At 62.2% G+C, this 16,758-nt stretch carries 19 protein-coding genes and 3 pseudogenes; 10 read left to right on the top strand and 12 right to left on the bottom strand.

What is annotated here, in order from left to right; genetic code table 11:
* Positions 1–73 precede the first annotated feature (73 nt).
* Together AB1I47_RS00745 and AB1I47_RS00740 are read left to right on the top strand one after the other, a co-directional pair.
* A complete protein-coding gene (locus AB1I47_RS00745; protein ID WP_354681870.1) occupies positions 74–493 on the top strand; it encodes an Ohr family peroxiredoxin in 420 nt (139 codons plus the stop codon).
* Between the two features lie 152 nt (positions 494–645).
* Entirely contained in the window at positions 646–930 is a 285-nt protein-coding gene (locus AB1I47_RS00740) for a cupin domain-containing protein (protein ID WP_354681869.1), read from the top strand.
* A 58-nt stretch (positions 931–988) separates the two neighbouring features.
* Here the strand turns inward: AB1I47_RS00740 and AB1I47_RS00735 are convergent, their stop codons facing one another.
* Together AB1I47_RS00735 and AB1I47_RS00730 are read right to left on the bottom strand one after the other, a co-directional pair.
* A complete protein-coding gene (locus AB1I47_RS00735; RefSeq protein WP_354681868.1) occupies positions 989–1,492 on the bottom strand; it encodes an Rrf2 family transcriptional regulator in 504 nt (167 codons plus the stop codon).
* A 179-nt stretch (positions 1,493–1,671) separates the two neighbouring features.
* Positions 1,672–2,154, bottom strand: coding sequence for a YkgB family protein (locus tag AB1I47_RS00730; protein ID WP_354681967.1), 483 nt, complete (start codon positions 2,152–2,154; stop codon positions 1,672–1,674).
* Between the two features lie 170 nt (positions 2,155–2,324).
* Between AB1I47_RS00730 and AB1I47_RS00725 the strand changes: the two genes are divergently transcribed.
* From AB1I47_RS00725 to AB1I47_RS00715, 3 genes and pseudogenes are all read left to right on the top strand, one after another.
* Positions 2,325–2,849, top strand: coding sequence for a MarR family winged helix-turn-helix transcriptional regulator (locus AB1I47_RS00725; RefSeq protein ID WP_354681867.1), 525 nt, complete (start codon positions 2,325–2,327; stop codon positions 2,847–2,849).
* A gap of 160 nt (positions 2,850–3,009) precedes the next feature.
* Positions 3,010–5,706 (top strand): pyruvate dehydrogenase (acetyl-transferring), homodimeric type, encoded by a 2,697-nt coding sequence (gene aceE, locus AB1I47_RS00720; RefSeq protein WP_354681866.1) that lies wholly within the window; start codon positions 3,010–3,012, stop codon positions 5,704–5,706.
* Between the two features lie 60 nt (positions 5,707–5,766).
* Positions 5,767–6,006, top strand: a pseudogene (locus AB1I47_RS00715) (tyrosine-type recombinase/integrase); the annotation flags it as partial.
* 103 nt (positions 6,007–6,109) lie between these two features.
* On the opposite strand, the gene AB1I47_RS00710 reads toward AB1I47_RS00715, so the two are convergent.
* From AB1I47_RS00710 to AB1I47_RS00700, 3 genes and pseudogenes are all read right to left on the bottom strand, one after another.
* The gene (locus tag AB1I47_RS00710; protein WP_354681865.1) at positions 6,110–6,322 is read right to left on the bottom strand and encodes a GDCCVxC domain-containing (seleno)protein; all 213 of its coding nucleotides are present in this window, start codon (positions 6,320–6,322) and stop codon (positions 6,110–6,112) included.
* A gap of 75 nt (positions 6,323–6,397) precedes the next feature.
* Positions 6,398–6,601: a cation transporter gene (locus AB1I47_RS00705; RefSeq protein WP_475572022.1), complete on the bottom strand. Its 204-nt coding sequence runs from the start codon at positions 6,599–6,601 to the stop codon at positions 6,398–6,400.
* A gap of 13 nt (positions 6,602–6,614) precedes the next feature.
* Positions 6,615–6,910: pseudogene (locus AB1I47_RS00700) on the bottom strand (mercuric transporter MerT family protein).
* Positions 6,911–7,407: 497 nt separating this feature from the next.
* Between AB1I47_RS00700 and AB1I47_RS00695 the strand changes: the two are divergent.
* The 4 genes and pseudogenes from AB1I47_RS00695 to arsH all read left to right on the top strand — a co-directional run bounded on the left by AB1I47_RS00695 (position 7,408) and on the right by arsH (position 10,613).
* A complete protein-coding gene (locus tag AB1I47_RS00695; RefSeq protein WP_354681864.1) occupies positions 7,408–8,109 on the top strand; it encodes a hypothetical protein in 702 nt (233 codons plus the stop codon).
* A gap of 184 nt (positions 8,110–8,293) precedes the next feature.
* Positions 8,294–8,731, top strand: a pseudogene (locus AB1I47_RS33800) (integrase); the annotation flags it as partial.
* Between the two features lie 401 nt (positions 8,732–9,132).
* Positions 9,133–9,498, top strand: a complete 366-nt coding sequence (locus AB1I47_RS00690) for an ArsR/SmtB family transcription factor (protein ID WP_354681863.1) — start codon at positions 9,133–9,135, stop codon at positions 9,496–9,498.
* 395 nt (positions 9,499–9,893) lie between these two features.
* On the top strand, positions 9,894–10,613 hold the full coding sequence (arsH, locus tag AB1I47_RS00685) for an arsenical resistance protein ArsH (RefSeq protein WP_354681966.1): 720 nt from the start codon (positions 9,894–9,896) through the stop codon (positions 10,611–10,613).
* Between the two features lie 54 nt (positions 10,614–10,667).
* On the opposite strand, the gene AB1I47_RS00680 is transcribed toward arsH, so the two are convergent.
* The gene (locus AB1I47_RS00680; protein ID WP_407935780.1) at positions 10,668–12,038 is read right to left on the bottom strand and encodes a PhoX family protein; all 1,371 of its coding nucleotides are present in this window, start codon (positions 12,036–12,038) and stop codon (positions 10,668–10,670) included.
* A 92-nt stretch (positions 12,039–12,130) separates the two neighbouring features.
* On the opposite strand from AB1I47_RS00680, the gene AB1I47_RS00675 reads away from it, so the two are divergent.
* Positions 12,131–12,304 (top strand): hypothetical protein, encoded by a 174-nt coding sequence (locus AB1I47_RS00675; protein WP_354681862.1) that lies wholly within the window; start codon positions 12,131–12,133, stop codon positions 12,302–12,304.
* A 38-nt stretch (positions 12,305–12,342) separates the two neighbouring features.
* Here AB1I47_RS00675 and AB1I47_RS00670 read toward each other — a convergent pair whose 3' ends face one another.
* The 6 genes from AB1I47_RS00670 to AB1I47_RS00645 all read right to left on the bottom strand — a co-directional run bounded on the left by AB1I47_RS00670 (position 12,343) and on the right by AB1I47_RS00645 (position 16,655).
* Positions 12,343–13,614: an MFS transporter gene (locus tag AB1I47_RS00670; RefSeq protein WP_354681861.1), complete on the bottom strand. Its 1,272-nt coding sequence runs from the start codon at positions 13,612–13,614 to the stop codon at positions 12,343–12,345.
* Positions 13,615–13,703: 89 nt separating this feature from the next.
* Positions 13,704–14,780, bottom strand: coding sequence for an ACR3 family arsenite efflux transporter (arsB, locus tag AB1I47_RS00665; protein ID WP_354681860.1), 1,077 nt, complete (start codon positions 14,778–14,780; stop codon positions 13,704–13,706).
* Between the two features lie 42 nt (positions 14,781–14,822).
* Complete coding sequence (locus AB1I47_RS00660; RefSeq protein WP_354681859.1) at positions 14,823–15,317, bottom strand: arsenate reductase ArsC; 495 nt, start codon at positions 15,315–15,317, stop codon at positions 14,823–14,825.
* A 23-nt stretch (positions 15,318–15,340) separates the two neighbouring features.
* A complete protein-coding gene (locus tag AB1I47_RS00655; RefSeq protein WP_354681858.1) occupies positions 15,341–15,835 on the bottom strand; it encodes an arsenate reductase ArsC in 495 nt (164 codons plus the stop codon).
* Positions 15,836–15,844: 9 nt separating this feature from the next.
* On the bottom strand, positions 15,845–16,327 hold the full coding sequence (locus tag AB1I47_RS00650) for an ArsI/CadI family heavy metal resistance metalloenzyme (RefSeq protein WP_354681857.1): 483 nt from the start codon (positions 16,325–16,327) through the stop codon (positions 15,845–15,847).
* 13 nt (positions 16,328–16,340) lie between these two features.
* Entirely contained in the window at positions 16,341–16,655 is a 315-nt protein-coding gene (locus AB1I47_RS00645; RefSeq protein ID WP_354681856.1) for an ArsR/SmtB family transcription factor, read from the bottom strand.
* Positions 16,656–16,758: the final 103 nt, after the last annotated feature.

The raw sequence follows: 16,758 nt of genomic DNA, 5'->3' as shown, positions 1-16,758 counted from the left end.
CGCGTGGTCCGTGTCGCCACCACGGTCCGTCGTATTCCATAAGTGGCGAACACTCCTGGCATCCCTGATATTCATGACTCAAGCTATCGATACCGTGATCTACACCGGCAAGACCCGCACGACGGGAGGCCGGAACGGCCGCTCCCGCAGTTCTGACGACCGCCTCGCGGTCGAGCTTCCCGGCCCGGGCAGCAACGGTCCCGGCACAAATCCCGAGCAATTACTTGGTGCCGGCTGGTCTGCCTGTTTCCTGGGCGCGATCGGCAAGGCCGCGCAGGCTGCCGACGTCACCCTGCCTGCGGATGCGGCGGTCGAAGCGGAAATCGATCTGTGCCGCGCCGGCGACGCCTTCCTGCTGGCAGCCCGCCTCAACGTGTCCCTGCCCGGCATCGATGCCGACCTCGCGCGCTCCCTGGCGGCACGCGCGCATCAGATCTGTACGTACTCGAAAGCCTTGCGCGGCAACATCGACGTGGAAATACAGGTCGTCTGACCTGTCGTTCCGCATCCCGCATCCCATTCATTGGAGATAAACATGAACAAGGCACTTTCACTTGCAGCGCTTGCGCTGACCGGCGCGATGGCGCTTTCAACGGCCCAGGCGCAGGCACCTGGCACCAGCGCACGGATCTGGTCAAGCACGATTTGAGTACGGCGCATCTCGAAGGGGTGCAGGTCCGAGTCGATTTCGAACCTGGCGCATTTGCGCCAAAACACGTCCATCCGGGCGAAGAAATTGCCTACGTGCTCGAGGGCACGCTCGAGTACCAGCTCGGCGATAATCCGCCCGTGACGCGCAAGGCCGGTCAGGCGCTGTTCATTCCCGCAGGCGTGGCGCATTCGGCCCGCAACGTGGGTAGCGGAAAATCATCGGAGCTGGCGACGTACATCGTGAAGAAGGGCGCGCCGTTGGTGACGCCTTCCAAATAAGGCTTCGCGCTCTTGCGCCGACGCCCGTCGCAATGCGGCGGGCGACGGCAATCCGTCGTTACACGGCCTTTGCTGGCGCGCGCCGGAAGCTGATGGCGAGACGATTGAACGCGTTCATCAGGCCGATCGCGATGGTCAGGTCGGCCAGTTCCTTCTCTTCGAAGACCGCGGCAGCGGCTGCGAATGCGTCGTCTGGCACGTGCGTGTCGGCGACACGTGTGACGGTTTCCGCCCAGGCAAGTGCCGCCTTCTCGCGCACGGAAAACAGATCTCCCGCTTCATGCCAGAGCTGCACCAGGGCGAGCTTCTGCACGTCCGCGCCCTTGCGCGTCAGTTCGCGCGAAGGTGGACGCGCCAGTCGAAAACCGCCCTTTATGCCTTCGGTGGCCACCACAAGCCCTGCCTTCGCAAGTTTGGTGAACAGCTTGGCGAGGAACTCGTTGGGGATGCCTTGCAACTCTGCGAGGTCGCGTACGCTGGCTTCTTCCACCGCCATGTTCGAGCGGGAAAGATAGAGCAGACAGTGCAGACCATACTCCACGCCCGTGCTGATATGGGACATATTCAACTCGGATAGATTTAATCGTAGTTGAAAGCCTACACCAGCGAAGACGCGGCAGCAAGGTTCGCCTTGGCGACTTTCCATGTCGGAGCGGGTCCGCGCGAACCGGCGAATCCACCAGTTGCCATGCCAAATAAAATGGCGCCGTGTGGCGCCATCGTCATCGAGCAACGTAGGGGTTACGCTCGGGCTTTCCAGTGCGCCAGTGACGACTGCAGCAGCACGACAGACGCAGCCAGCAGCACCAGATCCTTCAGCAGGAACTGACCGATCGGCGCGGAGATGGCCGGGAATCCTCCGGCAGTCGGCTCAGCGACACCAGGCGTCGTGAAGAAGAACGTCAGGGTGATGGCGTAGGTAGCGCAGGACATCGCGGCACCCAGCACGGAAACGCCACGGTGAAAGGCGCCCACTGCCAGCGCAGCGGCTGTTGCGAGTTCCAGCGTGCCGATGACGGCGCTGGCACCACGTACACCAAAGGCAGTGTGTAACCAACTCATGAAGGGGCTGTGTTCGATGAACGGCGCGACGCCTTGCGCTTCGTAGAGGGTGAATTTCATTCCACCAAACCAGAGAAAGACAACCACGAGAGACCAGCGCAGCAGGAAAACCGTACGGTCGTGGACGGCCGCCTGAGGATGCGTCGCGGCAATGGAAGACATCGAGTGCATGGTGTTGCTCCTGAACAGATTAGGGATGTACGTCAATCGCTGAGTGCCTAGGCTGTCCAGCGGCCAACTTCGAAGGTGTTACACCTTCATCACAACAACTCTTACATATATGCATGAGTCATGCATATAATAGGATACGGTTTTCATCGGAGCAAGGACGAATGAACAAGGACCCTTCGCGACTCGCAAACATGCTCGGTGCCCTGGCGACAGGGCTTTCCGATCGTATTCACGCAGCCGTAGAGCACCGCACATCGTTGCGGGGCGAGGCGGCGGCCGCATTGATCGTGATCGGCCACGCGCCGGGATTGTCCATCGACCAGTTGGGCAAGGTGTCCGGGCTGAGTCATCCCGGCGCGGTGCGTCTGGTGGACCGGCTCGTCGCAGCCGGTTTTGCACAACGCACCCCCGCCGCAAGCGATCGCAGGGCCATCGCCCTGCACCTGACGGCGGCGGGCGAGACGGAACGGGCCGCCATCCTGGAAGGCCGTCGCGCCGCGATCGAATCGGTGCTGAGCCACGTTTCGCTCGCCGATCGTGCGGCATTGGAGCGGCTGGTGGAGACGATGCTCGCCAGCATGCCGAGCGATGCCACGTCGGCCATGAGCGTATGCCGCCTGTGCAACCAGGATGCGTGTGCCGATTGCCCGATGGATGCATTCGGCACGCTCTGCCCCCGCGCCTGAGCGGCGGGGGTAGGTGACATCGCAGACGCAACGTCCACGTTTCGCACCCCACATGAGCCATGCCCGGATCACCCGAAGCATTCGTCTACTAACAACGACTAGACAAGTCGTAGTTACGGCCTAGACTGTTCTCACCGGATAGCATCGAAGGAGACCTGCCATGACTGCCGCGCAACTTGATCAGCTCGCAACGACCAATGATCCTCGGGATGACGACCCTCGGGAGACAGCGGAATGGCTGGAAGCGCTCGACGGCGTTCTTGGCAATGTCGGTCCCGCCCGTGCGCACTACCTTATCGAGCGGCAGATGGCGCATGCACGTCTGCGCGGCCAGATGCAGCCGCACTCGGCCGGCACGCCGTATATCAATACCATCGCCGTTGACCAGCAGCCCCGCATGCCAGGCGACCGCGAGATCGAGCGCCACATTCGCGCCTATACCCGGTGGAACGCCATGGCGATGGTGGTGCGCGCCGGGAAGACTTCGAACGTTGGCGGGCATATCGCCTCGTTCGCTTCGGCAGCCACGCTCTATGACGTGGGCTTCAATCACTTCTGGCGCGCCCCCACGCCGGAGCACGGCGGCGATCTCGTCTTCGTACAGGGCCATGTGTCACCGGGCATCTACGCGCGGGCGTTCCTGCTGGGCCGGCTGGATGCGGCGCAGCTCGACAGTTACCGGCGCGAGGTGGGCGGGCAAGGGCTGTCTTCCTATCCTCACCCCTGGCTGATGCCCGATTTCTGGCAGTTTCCCACCGTATCGATGGGACTGGGCCCGTTGATGGCCATCTACCAGACCCGTTTCATGAAGTACCTGCAGGCGCGCGGCATCGCGAAGACCGACGACAGGAAGGTCTGGGTGTTCCTCGGTGATGGCGAAATGGACGAGCCCGAATCCCTGGGCGCAATCGGTATGGCGGCCCGGGAACGCCTGGGCAACCTCGTGTTCGTGGTCAATGCCAATCTTCAGCGCCTGGACGGACCGGTGCGTGGCAACGGCAAGATCGTGCAGGAACTGGAGCGCATCTTCCTGGGGGCCGGCTGGCGGGTGATCAAGGTGCTGTGGGGCAGCCGCTGGGACGACCTGTTTGCACGCGACACAAGTGGCGCGCTGGCACAGCGGATGATGGAAGTGGTCGATGGCGAATACCAGACCTACCGTTCGAAGTCCGGCGCCTACCTGCGCGAGCATTTCTTCAATACACCGGCGCTGAAGGCGCTGGTGGCCGACTACACCGACGACGATCTCTGGAGCCTGGACCGCGGGGGCCATGATCCGGAGAAGGTCTTCGCGGCATTCGCGGAGGCGGCGCGGGGCAGCGACGTGCCGACCGTGATCCTTGCCAAGACGATCAAGGGCTATGGCATGGGCGACCAGGGGCAGGCCTCGAACGTCAACCATCAGCAGAAGAAGGTGCAGCGTGAAGCCCTGCTGGCCTTGCGCGACAAGTATGCGCTGCCCGTTGCCGATGCGGATATCGAGGACGTGCCGTATATCAGCTTGCCTGAAGGATCGAAGGCGCTCACGTACATGCGCGAACGCCGCCAGTCGCTGGGCGGCTACCTGCCTGCGCGGCGGCAGAAGGCCGCATCGCTGCCGGTGCCCGCCCTGTCGGCATTCGACGCTCTGCTCAAGGCCACACCCGAAGGGCGGGGCATGTCGACCACCATGGCTTTCGTACGCATCCTTGGCACGCTGCTGCGGGACAAGGCATTGGGCAAACGCATCGTGCCCATCGTGCCGGACGAGTCGCGCACGTTTGGCATGGAAGGCCTCTTCCGGCAGATCGGCATCTGGAACCAGGACGGCCAGCGCTATACCCCGCAGGATGCCGACGCGCTGACATCCTACAGGGAGTCGGCCACCGGCCAGTTCCTGCAGGAGGGCATCAATGAGGCCGGCGGCATGGCGGACTGGATCGCGGCGGCAACGTCGTATTCCACGCATGGCGAGCCCATGGTGCCGTTCTACATCTTTTATTCGATGTTCGGCTTTCAGCGCGTGGGCGATCTGGCCTGGGCAGCGGCCGATATGCGCGCGCGCGGGTTTCTCCTCGGCGGTATTTCCGGACGCACGACGATCAACGGCGAAGGCCTGCAGCACGAGGATGGTCATTCATTGCTGTGGGCATCGTCAGTGCCGAACTGCATCAGCTATGACCCGTCATTCGCATACGAACTGGCCGTGATTGTGCAGGATGGTTTGCGCCGGATGGTGCAGGAGCAGGAAGACGTCTACTACTACATCACCGTCATGAACGAATCCTACGCGCAGCCAGCCATGCCGGAGGGACCGGACGTGGCGCAGCATATCCTCAAGGGCATGTATGCGTTCAGCAAGGCGGAAGCCGCGCCATCCGTACCGCGTGTGCAACTGATGGGTGCCGGCACGATTTTCAATGAGGTCATCGCGGCAGCCGCATTGCTCCAGCAGGATTGGGGCGTGGCAGCCGACGTGTGGGGCGTGCCCGGACTGACGGAGCTTGCCCGCGACGGCCGCGCGGCCGAACGACACAACCTGCTGCATCCCGAGGCGCCGCCACGCGTGCCGCACGTGACGCAACTGCTCAGCGATTCTCGCGGACCGGTCGTTGTCGCGACCGACTATATCCGTGCGCTCGCAGATCAGATCCGCGCCTATGTGCCGCAGAAGTTCGTGGTGCTGGGCACCGACGGCTTTGGGCGTTCAGATACACGCGCGGCATTGCGGCATTTCTTCGAGGTGGATCGTCAATGGATCGCGGTCGCCGCATTGAAGGCGCTTGCGGATGAGGGAACCATCCCGCTCGCCCGCGTCTCGGAAGCCATTCGCAAATACGGCATCGATCCGGAGAAGCCGAACCCGTTGCATTCTTGATCGGCGTAAGCGGACGCTGTGTTCCACACGATAGTGGACCGTCGAGGACATCGACCGGCGGTGGCGGCCGGTCTGCCGGACCACGAGGCGGCGCAGGCGATGCTGCTGCGCGCGGCCTCCCCGCACTGGCTGCGCCACGCCTACGCGCGCACGCTGGTGGTCGATCACCAGGTGTCGCTGCCCGCCGCGCAAGCGTTGCCTGGGCACGCCTCGGTACAGACGACCGCTGCCTACGCCAGGACGGACCTGAGCCAGCTGCGGGACTTTGTCGCGGCCACCTTTACCGACAAGCTGCCATAGCTGAGTGGGCCGGTCCGGCCATGGCAGGACCATTGGCATGACGCTTGTGTCGAAGGCGCTCTCGGTCCGGGAAGCGCAGACCCTTACGTCCGCTGCGATTCCTTTAACCGCAACACGACCGCTGTTGCTGAATCGGCGGGCACGGCACCGAGCCAAACGAACAGAACACGCAACAGTCGCCCGGCTTCGGCCGCAGCAGCGAATTGCAGTTCGGACACTCGTAGTAGAACTGGCAGGCGTCCGTGGGCATAGGCTCCTGCTTGGCAAAGCCGCAGTGCGGGCACGTCAGTGTGGATTCGAGAATGATGGCGCTCATCGTGGTTACCTCCGAACGGCGGACGGATAGCCCGCGTTCGTCGTGGCTTGAGTGAGGCGCGCCGGTTCGGTCTTGTCAGGATCGTAGGTCACGGTGGCGGTCTTCCTGCCAATCGATCGTGACGGCGCTGACGCCAGCGACCCTCTCCAGCGACTTCTTGACCGTGACCGGGCACAGTTCACAGTTCATGTTTTGCACGTCGAGGGCGATGGTTTGCAGGGGAGCAGCCAGTGCCTCCAGCGACAGGGCGACGAGTGCCCATACCAGTAGTTGACGCATCGGGACCCTCCTTTCAGTAGAACAGTGGGGCCAGCCGCGGCACAGCCAGCAAGCCGTGCAGGAGCACGGCAACGATCCAGAACATGAGCCGCTGCCGCTGGATTCTGCGGGCATCGGCGCAGCCCGCGCCTGACGCGCATGTCCGCGGCACCAGGTAGAGCTTGCGGAAGGCCAGTCCGAGAAACAGTAGGTCAGGCCGATGAAGACGGGGCGGTACGGTTCCATTGCGTTCAAGTTACCCATCCAAGATCCCCCGATGCCGAGCGCGAGCAGCACAAGCGGCCCGACGCAACATGCTGACGCGCCAATCGCAGCCTAAGCCATCGAGACGGCCGAACACCAGATACAGCAACACGAAGAGGATCAGCAGCGTGAAGGGCACCACCGTGCACTCCGCCGAATCAACGACATGGAGCATCGTCTTCAGGTTCTCCCAGATCGGTCAGAAGCCGTGTGAGGCGATCCGCAATTGACCGATGCCGCTGCCGTTCCTTAGGCCAGCCGTGTGCCTGCGCATCTTCTGCCAGCGCCATTTCTACCTTCCTACGCTCCCGCAAACGTGGCACGTATGCGGGCGTCGTCACGAACTGCGCACAAGTCAGATACATTTCACACTCGCACGGTTCCTCATCGCGCTGCCGATGGGCCCGCTCGCGCATTACTTCAAGCTGCAGGCGCTGCCACCGGGCTACTTCCCCTGGCTGCGGCAATCATGCTCGCCTACATGACCATGACGAAACTGATGAAAGGCATCTTTGCAAGACGCTATGGGCGGCAATAAAATGCGACGATTCAAGGATACACATATGAAATACAGGCGCGCGGCGCTGGCGGCGTTCGTGGTGACGGCGAGCCAGCCGGCCATGGCGGCTCGCCCATTGATTACTGACGATGCTCGGATCGTCGACCCCAAGTCCTGCCAGTTGGAGTCATGGATGCAATTCCAGTCTGGCGGCAATGAGTTCTGGGCATTGCCCGGGTGCAATCCGACCGGCAATCTCGAGCTCACGCTGGGCGGCTCCCTGCAACGGGTGGATGGCAATCCGGATGCCACCAACGTGCAGTTCCAGGGAAAGACCTTGCTTAAGCCGCTGGAAACGAACGGCTACGGTATCGCGCTGGCGGCAGGGGTCGTGCATCACCCGAATGCCGAAGAGCGAAAGTTGTTCGGCAACCTGTATGTCAATGTGCCGGTGTCGTTCTCCTTTGCCGAGGATCGCTTTGTCACGCATTTGAATGTCGGCGCGAATCGAGACACGGAAAACAAGCAGAGCCGCTTGACCTGGGGCGTCGGCACCGAGACCCAACTTCACCCTCGTGTGTACCTGGTTGCGGAGACCTTTGGGCAAAACAAGGGCAATCCGTCCTTCCAGGCGGGATTGCGCTTCTGGGTGGTGAAGGACCGCGTCCAGGTCGACACCACCTATGGCAATGTGTTCGGTGGCGGCACGGGAGAACGGTTCTTTACGATCGGCCTTCGTCTGCTATCCCCGGCATTTCTGCCGTAGCTCTATCGGCCCGCGACGCGGTAGTGCGCTACCTGGGCGAGCGAAAGGCCTGCGGCCAGTCGTCGCGCGGCATCCTCGGCCACATCCGGCGACAGTTGTCCGATTTCGCGCGCCGCCGCCAACGCCAGGACGTAGCGGCCTTGTTCGAGCACGGGGCGGCCGAGCGATCAGGCAGGCTAAGGGTTGGCTGGGGCCACTTCGGCCACGCACCTCAAGCGAATCGCGCCCATTCTCGCAGGGTCTGTCACCGCGCTCAACGGCCTATGCCTTGTCGGTGCTGGGGCCCATGTTCCGGTGGCTGATCCAACAACGCTATTTGTTGGCCAATCCGTTCGCGGGCATTAAGGTGAGCGGCAGAGCGCGTGTCGCACCGCTGGATACGTCGCAATGTTCACCGAGGGGATTGGACGCTGGTGCGCAAGCTCGCCAACGGACTCGACTTCGCGCCAGCGAACTCGTCAGCGCGAACCTTGGTGGCATAAATCGATACCCCTGGCTACCACTGGCTCAGCCTGGTCGGCAAGGGTGCCAAGGCAGGCAAGGTGGCGTTGCTGCCGTTCGCGCGCGTGAGGCTCGACCGGTTTTGATCGAGCGCGGCCTGCCAGTCACGCGGGCACGCTGGGAACTCAGGCAAATGCTGTCGCCGCTCATGCCGACGTGCAGCCGGGGGGTGAGCCTTCCAAATTTGATGGTTCCGCCGAACCATGAGCGATAAGAGCTTCAATCCTCTTCGTCTGCACCAGCAACTGGGCACAACCGCTTCAGTCACGGGATAAACAGTGCTGGAGCCGTCGATCTTGACGCTGTGGCGGCATGAGGGGCAAAGCGCATTTCGAACTCCCTTGGGTCTGTGGGTGTGGGCAAGGTGAACAGGGCCAGATTATGAACTACATTTCCAGAAATCTAGTCACATCGAATCATGAGATGGAAATATGACAGTGAGATGACGGTTCATGACACTTGCGTGAAACCTCAGCCACGCAAACTTGCGCCGATCCCACGAATGCCTCTACAGTTCGAGAAATGAAGAATGAAACCGCCGTAGCAGCGCTTGCTGCACTCGCCCAGGAATCCCGTCTGGCGATATTCCGTTTGCTGGTCCAGGCAGGTATGGAGGGTCTTAGTGCCGGCCGCATTCGCGAAGCCTTGGGCGTGCCACCTGCCACTTTGTCTTTTCATCTGAAGGAACTGCTTCATGCGGGCCTGATCAAGAACACGCAGGTAGGCAAATTTGTGATTTACCGGGCTCAGTTCGAGAAGATGAATGAGCTCATCGCCTTTCTGATGGAGCATTGCTGTGAGGGCCATCCGGAGGCCTGCGGGGTGGCCAAGGTGGAATGCAAGCCCACTGCGGCAAAGCGCCGCCGCCCTGCCACCGAGCCAGCCTGACTTACAACCGTCGGAGCATCGCGGTTGCGGTGATAAGCGCTGGATCTGCGCGGCGCCAGCAGATGGTGGCACGGCGCTGCGCTCGACCGGCATGAACCGATGCTGGACAACGTCACCCGCGGCACCGGGCTTTCCGGGCGACCATTGAGGATTGCCGGTTGCGCGGTATCCGCCGGGCAGCCCCCTCCGCAGCCCGCCATGCCACCCAGCCGCGGGCGTCCGGTGAAACAGCGACGGAACCAAGCGCCGCCCCCCACCCCAATACGCTAATGTGCGCCCCCGAGAAGTCCAGCCTTCGGCTCTTCGGCGAGGAGGAAGTCCTCTACACGCTCGCCACTGCTTGTCTCCAGACGCAGAAACAACATTTCTATAATTTCAGTATCATCGAAGTCATGATGACCGATACGCTTCCCAACATTGCCCCAACGCCACTCCACGAAATCTCGACGGAACGGCTTTCGCAGCAGCTTTCTGATCACGCCCCTCGCATTCTGCTGCTCTACGGCTCGCTGCGTGAGCGTTCGTACAGCCGGCTGCTGGTTGAAGAAGCCGCCCGCATCCTGCGCGCCCTCGGGGCCGAAACGCGGATATTTGATCCCCGCGGCCTGCCGCTACCGGATGCGACTGCAGCAGACCATCCCAAGGTGGTCGAACTGCGCAAGCTTTCGGAATGGTCGGAAGGTCAGGTCTGGTGCAGCCCTGAGCGGCATGGCGCCCTCACTGGCGTGATCAAGACGCAGATCGACTGGCTGCCGCTGGAGAGTGCCGGCATCCGGCCGACTCAAGGACGGACGCTCGCCGTGATGCAGGTTTCCGGGGGTTCCCAGTCATTCAATTCGGTCAATACACTGCGACTGCTTGGCCGCTGGATGCGGATGTTCACCATCCCGAACCAGTCGTCGGTACCTAAGGCATACGAGGAGTTCGACAAGGCCGGCCGCATGAAGCCGTCGTCGTATTACGACCGGGTGGTGGACGTGATGGAGGAACTCTACAAGTTCACGCTGTTGCTGCGCGATAAGTCGGACTACCTGACCGATCGCTACAGCGAACGCAAGGAAGCGGCCGCCAAAGCGGCCAAACGCGATCTCGCTACCGAATCGCAGACAGCCTGAGCGGGGCGTACCCTGGACGATCTGGCCGCCCAGGGTGCTTCGCCATCGATGGCCTCAGCTTCCGATCACGCCGCCGTCGTCCTTGGTGATCACGACCGTGCCCGAGCGCGGGCGTGCCGAGCCACCGTCCGGCCAGTGACTCGCATATTTGGCTGGCGTGCCCAGGTCGGCCACGGCGGTTTCCTCGCCGGGATGCTGGATGTTGATGAACAAGGTCTTGCCGTCGGGCGTTTCAGCAACCCCGGTCACCTCGCATCCCGACGGTCCGACCAAGAAGCGCTTCAGCGTCGACTCCGCCGCCTTCTTGCCAACTGGTGTGGTGACAGACTTGGTGCCACCCGACACGTTGTAGGTCAGCGTCACGTTGCCGCCATCGCCGATTTTGCCAGGTAATGCCGCGAGCATCATGCAATTGGTGACATCGGTGAATGCCCCGTCATCCGTCTGAATCCAGCAGACACCGGTCTTGGGACTGAACCAGAGTCCGTCTGGGCTGGAGAAGTCATCGGCCGCCGTCAGGCCCGACAGGTTGATGGTCGCCTCGTCCGCGCCGGCCTCCGCGCCAAACAGGTAGATGTCCCACTTGAACGTCAGCGACGCCGGGTTCGCATCGGCTTCGGCCAAGCGGATAATGTGGCCGTTCACGTTACCCGATTGCGTCGTCGAGCCCTTCATATCCGTGTAGGCGCGGGGGTTGGCAGCGTCCACTGCGGCCTGCGACGAGCTAGACGGCGCCGCACGCCGGTTGCTGTTGTTGGTGAGCGTGAAGTAGATCTCGCCAGTGCCGGGATGCGCCGAGCACCATTCGGGGCGGTCCATCTTGGTCGCACCCACGGCGTCGGCAGCCAGCCGGCTATGGATGCAGACGTCGCCCTGATCAGCAAAGGCGTAGGCGCCATAAGCCTGGATCTGCGGGTTGCTGATGGTCAGTTCGATCCATTCGCCCGTGCCATTGGCATTGAACTTGGCGACATACAGCTTGCCGTTGTCCAGATACTTGTCGCCCACGGCGAGGCGATCCATCGCGCTGGCGTCAGATGCCTGCCATGCCGCCGCCGAGACGTACTTGTAGAGGTACTCGTTGCGCGAATCGTCGCCCATATAGAACGCAAGCGGTTTTCCTTCCACCGCCAGCGACACCGCGGCGCTTTCGTGCGCGAAGCGGCCAAGCGCCGTGCGCTTGCGGGCGCGTGAGCTCTTGTTGTAGGGATCGATCTCGACCACATAGCCGAAGGTATTGGCGGCATTGCGGTAGTCGAGCTCCGCAGCCCCCGCCTTAACGCTGACGTCCCATCGATCGTACAGGTCGCCGCCGCCGGCAACCGATGCCAATCGCCGCATCACCGCCGCCACCGCGATCGCATGAAGCGCAGACGTCGCCTTGATGACAGTTCGGTTAAACAATTCCGGAAATGCAGAGTTCAATATGGTGAAGAATGGCTTGACCTTGCACCATTGGGAAGGTTCATAGTTACCAATTGAGGCGTTGGTGTTGGTCCCAGATGGAAGGATGCAGGATGGAACGCTTGCTTCATCCGACACCGCAGGAAGAGGTCTTAATCCTGTTCGCAAAGGCTTGCCGGCAGGGCGACTTGGAGTTGGCAGACCATCTTCTCCGAATTTTGGAAGCCCTGGCCTGCCGGCCACATGGCGAGCAATTGCTCGAAAGGGCCTATCGATTGTTGGCCTGAAGCTGGCACCACCAACACGACCCGCCGAGGGCTGCCTGCTACATACTCTCGCTATCCCGGGTGGAGACCGGCTTGGCCAACTGGCGGTGTCTCCACGTCGCAGCCCACAGCAATACCAACGCGAGCGCCGCCAGTCCCGACATGGCGAAGGCCCGCCATGCAAAGGTCGCGCCGCTCGAGGCCATGAATGCGTAGGACAGCGGCGCTAGCGCCATTGCCAGCAACCCGGGCCTGGCCAGCCGCCCGAGCAAGCCGCCTAGCGGATAGGCCGGAAAGAGATCGGCGGGCAGGGTACCCCTGACGATCGTCAGAAGTCCATTGCTCAGCCCATATAGCGCAGCGAAGGCAAAGCCGCCGGCAACACTGCCCGCCGTCATCGACAGCAGGACCAGGGCGATGCAGAGCAGTGCCAGAGAAAACCGTCCCACCTGGCTGGGTTGGAACCTGCTGGCGAGTGCCAATTCCATCGTGCGGCCCATTACCTGCATGGGTCCGATGACACTGGCGACCATCACCGCCTGCGCCACGGTAAGGCCACCGAGCTGCAACAAGCTGAGCAGATGTACAGATAGTGCGCCGAAGACGAACAGTGCGGCGGCAAATGCGCCGCCCAGTAGGTAAAACCGCATACCCGGCATCGTGTCAGCCGCTTTGGTCAACAACCCCTTGGGCTCGCCGACCTCGCTTGGCAACGCACGGCGGGGAAATGCGGGTAGCACCAGCGCGTGCAGCGGGAGGCAGATGAAGAGTTGCACCGCGGCGAACGCCACAAGGGTCATGCGCCAACCAATTTCTGCATTCAGGAGGGCGGTAATCGGCCAGAAAACCGTACTTGCAAAGCCGCCAAAAAGGGTCAGCGCTGAAACGCTCTTGCGGTATCGGTCCGGGGCAAGCTGGTGCAATGTGGCAAAGGCCGGATCATAGAGTGCCATGGGCATCGCTAGCCCCGCCAGTATCCAGGCCACGTAGACCATTGGGACGTTGATGGCTAGCCCGAGGGCGGCCAAGGCCAACGCTGCGATGACTGAGCCAGCGCATAGGATGCGTTTGCCGCCAAAGCGATCAATCGCCTTTCCCGTTCGAGGTGCGGTCAAGGCGGATACCAACAGCGCCAGGGTGAAGGCGCCGAACAAGACCGGCTGATCGATATTCAACTCGACCTGGATCGGCCCGGACAGAACCGCGAATGCATAGTAGAGGCTGCCCCACGATGCGATCTGTGCAATCCCTAGAGCAGGGATCACGACGGCGAGCCGCACAGATGGAGCGGGAGATACGGTCAGTTGATGGCTGCCAATGGCGCTACGCATACCGGACTCTCCTTGGGCAGAAACAAAGACGCCCGGAACAGGGCCGGGCGTTGAACTCGTTTTTTTTCTTGTTTGCCGGAGACCAGGCGTCAGGACTTCGCCCCGGCCTCGTACCAGGATTGTGTCCGATTGACGATGCCGACGACCAGCAGCATGACCGGTACCTCGATCAGCACGCCGACCACGGTTGCCAGCGCCGCGCCGGACTTGAAGCCGAACAGGCTGATCGCCGTCGCTACGGCCAGCTCGAAGAAATTGCTCGCGCCAATCAGCGACGACGGGCCCGCCACGCAATGCGCGACGCCGAGCTTACGGTTCAGCAGGTAGGCCAGTCCGGAATTCAGGAAGACCTGGATCAGAATGGGCACCGCCAGCAGCGCGATCACCAGCGGCTGCTCGATGATGGCCTGGCCCTGGAAGGCAAACAGTAGCACCAGCGTCAGCAGCAGCGCCGCGATGGAAAACGGTCCGAGCTTGGCTACGACGCGCTGGAAGTGCGCCACGCCCTTGCTCAGCAGCATCTTGCGCAGCACCTGCGAAATCGCCACCGGCACAACGATGTAAAGCGCCACCGACGTCAGCAGCGTGTCCCACGGCACCGTGATGGACGACAGACCAAGCAACAGCGCAACCACCGGTGCGAACGCGACCACCATGATGGCATCGTTCAACGCCACCTGCGACAGCGTGAAATACGGATCGCCCTTGCAGAGCTGGCTCCAGACGAACACCATTGCCGTGCACGGTGCCGCGGCCAGCAGGATCAGTCCGGCAATATAGCTGTCGAGCTGATCGGCCGGCAGCATTGGCGCGAACAGGTGCCGCACGAACAGCCAGCCGAGCAGCGCCATCGAGAACGGCTTGACGGCCCAGTTGATGAACAGCGTTACGCCGATGCCGCGCCAGTGGGATTTCACCTGACCCAGCGCGCCGAAGTCGATCTTTAGCAGCATCGGGATGATCATGACCCAGATCAGAATGCCGACCGGCAGGTTCACCTGGGCGTACTCCATGCTGCCGATCGCCTGGAAGACTCCCGGCATGGCCTGCCCGAGGGCGATGCCGACGATGATGCAAAGGGCCACCCAGATAGTCAGGTAGCGCTCAAAGAAGCCAATGGCCGGCTTGGTCGAAATGGGTGCGTGGGTGGTTGCGTGTTGATTCATTGAAGCATTCCTTACCGGGATGATGCGAAGGTCCCGGGGGACTCAGTTCTTCGCGATGGCGTTGAGCGCTTCCTGCAGCGCCGCGTTGCTCATGGTTTCCAGCGGCAACGCCAGCAGTTGCAGCATGCGGTAGCCAATGGCCTCGCGTGTGAGCTCAAACGCCAGGCGCTTGCCCTCGTCGCCGCCCAGGGCATTCGACGGATCCGCATAGCCCCAATGCACCTTGACCGGGCTGCCCGGCCAATAGGGGCACTGCTCAGCCGCGGCGCTATCGCAAACCGTGATCACGACCCGCATTTCCGGGGCGTTGTCGTCGACAAATTCATCCCAGCTCTTGCTGCGGTAGCCGGCCACATCGACACCGGCATTGGTCAGCGCTTCCAGTGCGAACGGGTTCAGGCGCCCGCTCGGTGCGCTACCGGCGCTGAAGGCGCGCACATCCTTGCCGAGTTTCTTGGCCCAGTGGTTGAGCATCCCTTCGCTCAGCACGCTGCGAGCGGAGTTGTGGGTGCATAGGATCAGAACGTTGGTAGTCATGGAGAAGAAGTTTCAGAGTTGCTTTAACGTTGTCCGATGTCACGCACGGCCTGCTGCAGGCCGACGGCATCCAGCTTGTCGATGGGGAGGGCCAGCAGATATTCGATGCGTCGCGTGAGAATCACGGCGGCATCTCGGACGAGCTTCTGCCGACGTTCGTCGGACGCCTCGCCCGCCGCTGGATCCGCCACCCCCCAATGCGCGGTCATCGGCTGGCCTGGCCAGACCGGGCAGACCTCGCCCGCGGCCTTGTCGCATACGGTAAAGACGAAGTCGAGCACCGGCGCGCCGTCCCGGGCAAATTCATCCCAGCTCTTGCTGCGAAACCCGTCTGTCGGCAGGCCCAGCTTTGCCAGCGCCTGCAGCGCGAACGGGTTGACGACGCCAGTCGGGTGGCTGCCTGCCGAGTAGGCGCGGAAGCGGCCGTCCCCGAGATGGTTCATCAACCCTTCCGCAAGGATCGAGCGCGCCGAATTGCCGGTGCAGACAAAGAGAACGTTGTACGCGCTATTCCTCATGGCAAGTCCTTAGCAGCACGACGATTTGGAATTCACCGCAATGCCGATCGGCTTGCCGCGGGGGGCCCGGGGGGCGCAGCAAGCGGAGTCCTCAGCGGAAGCTGGCTCTGCCTTGCCTTCACCGAAGACAGGGACGTCGCCAAGCGTGTGGAAGTGCTCCCACGCGATGCCTTGGGGGTCGGTCACCCAGTGCTTTTCGCTGCGGGCATAGCAGCAGGTGGTCTCACCCTGGTCCAGCAGCGCCATGTCGGCGGCCTCGGCGCGTGTTTTCAGCTCGGCGAGTTCGGCAGCGTCGTCCGTCTGGAAGCCGAGGTGATCAACCCCCGATCCCAGGCCACGGGTGGAGATCGCGAAGTTGATCCGCGGGTCCTCAAGCATCCATTTTGCGTAGTCGCACTCAACGCGTGCCGGCTCGGCCGCGAACAGCTTGGTATAGAAAGCGATGCTCTTGCTCAGGTCGTCGACATGAAGGTGGACGTGGAAGCGCTTCATCGGAACATCTCCATTAACATTGGCAGGCAACCGCCGCCTCTTCGAGGCCTTGACAACAATTGGCGGTCAGATAGTCGAGCAAAGTGCGCATGTGCTCGAACGAGGCTCGGTAGATCAAATGACGACCATCACGTTCCTGCGTCACGAGTTCGGCGTGTGTCATTTCCTTCAGATGGAAGGACAAGGTGGCGGCCGGTATGTCGAGTCGCTCGGCGATAGCGCCAGGCGTCATGCCATTTGGGCCGGCCACAACGAGCAGGCGAAAAATCTGAAGTCGCGCGCTATGGGCAAGCGCAGCCAGAGAGCGGACAACATCGTTTTGTTCCATGTTTCTATAATACTAGAAACATGGGCGCATGAAAAGCGAGAAGTATTGCCGGGCGATTGTCCTCGCTTGCGCCTCATGAGGCATGCCGAGCTGCCTTTCAAGG

Origin of the sequence: Cupriavidus necator (assembly GCF_040578825.1) — a bacterium.
In the GTDB taxonomy this organism is placed as follows: domain Bacteria; phylum Pseudomonadota; class Gammaproteobacteria; order Burkholderiales; family Burkholderiaceae; genus Cupriavidus; species Cupriavidus necator_E.
Note: the sequence above shows the minus strand (reverse complement) of the source record. Positions and strands in the feature narration are given on the sequence as shown.

Coding starts and splice junctions, on each gene's coding strand:
- AB1I47_RS00745 (WP_354681870.1), top strand. CDS start 74: ATGACTCAAGCTATCGATACCGTGATCTACACCGGCAAGACCCGCACG.
- AB1I47_RS00735 (WP_354681868.1), bottom strand. CDS start 1,492: ATGTCCCATATCAGCACGGGCGTGGAGTATGGTCTGCACTGTCTGCTC.
- AB1I47_RS00730 (WP_354681967.1), bottom strand. CDS start 2,154: ATGTCTTCCATTGCCGCGACGCATCCTCAGGCGGCCGTCCACGACCGT.
- AB1I47_RS00725 (WP_354681867.1), top strand. CDS start 2,325: ATGAACAAGGACCCTTCGCGACTCGCAAACATGCTCGGTGCCCTGGCG.
- aceE (WP_354681866.1), top strand. CDS start 3,010: ATGACTGCCGCGCAACTTGATCAGCTCGCAACGACCAATGATCCTCGG.
- AB1I47_RS00710 (WP_354681865.1), bottom strand. CDS start 6,322: ATGAGCGCCATCATTCTCGAATCCACACTGACGTGCCCGCACTGCGGC.
- AB1I47_RS00705 (WP_475572022.1), bottom strand. CDS start 6,601: ATGCGTCAACTACTGGTATGGGCACTCGTCGCCCTGTCGCTGGAGGCA.
- AB1I47_RS00695 (WP_354681864.1), top strand. CDS start 7,408: ATGAAATACAGGCGCGCGGCGCTGGCGGCGTTCGTGGTGACGGCGAGC.
- AB1I47_RS00690 (WP_354681863.1), top strand. CDS start 9,133: ATGAAGAATGAAACCGCCGTAGCAGCGCTTGCTGCACTCGCCCAGGAA.
- arsH (WP_354681966.1), top strand. CDS start 9,894: ATGACCGATACGCTTCCCAACATTGCCCCAACGCCACTCCACGAAATC.
- AB1I47_RS00675 (WP_354681862.1), top strand. CDS start 12,131: ATGGAACGCTTGCTTCATCCGACACCGCAGGAAGAGGTCTTAATCCTG.
- AB1I47_RS00670 (WP_354681861.1), bottom strand. CDS start 13,614: ATGCGTAGCGCCATTGGCAGCCATCAACTGACCGTATCTCCCGCTCCA.
- arsB (WP_354681860.1), bottom strand. CDS start 14,780: ATGAATCAACACGCAACCACCCACGCACCCATTTCGACCAAGCCGGCC.
- AB1I47_RS00660 (WP_354681859.1), bottom strand. CDS start 15,317: ATGACTACCAACGTTCTGATCCTATGCACCCACAACTCCGCTCGCAGC.
- AB1I47_RS00655 (WP_354681858.1), bottom strand. CDS start 15,835: ATGAGGAATAGCGCGTACAACGTTCTCTTTGTCTGCACCGGCAATTCG.
- AB1I47_RS00650 (WP_354681857.1), bottom strand. CDS start 16,327: ATGAAGCGCTTCCACGTCCACCTTCATGTCGACGACCTGAGCAAGAGC.
- AB1I47_RS00645 (WP_354681856.1), bottom strand. CDS start 16,655: ATGGAACAAAACGATGTTGTCCGCTCTCTGGCTGCGCTTGCCCATAGC.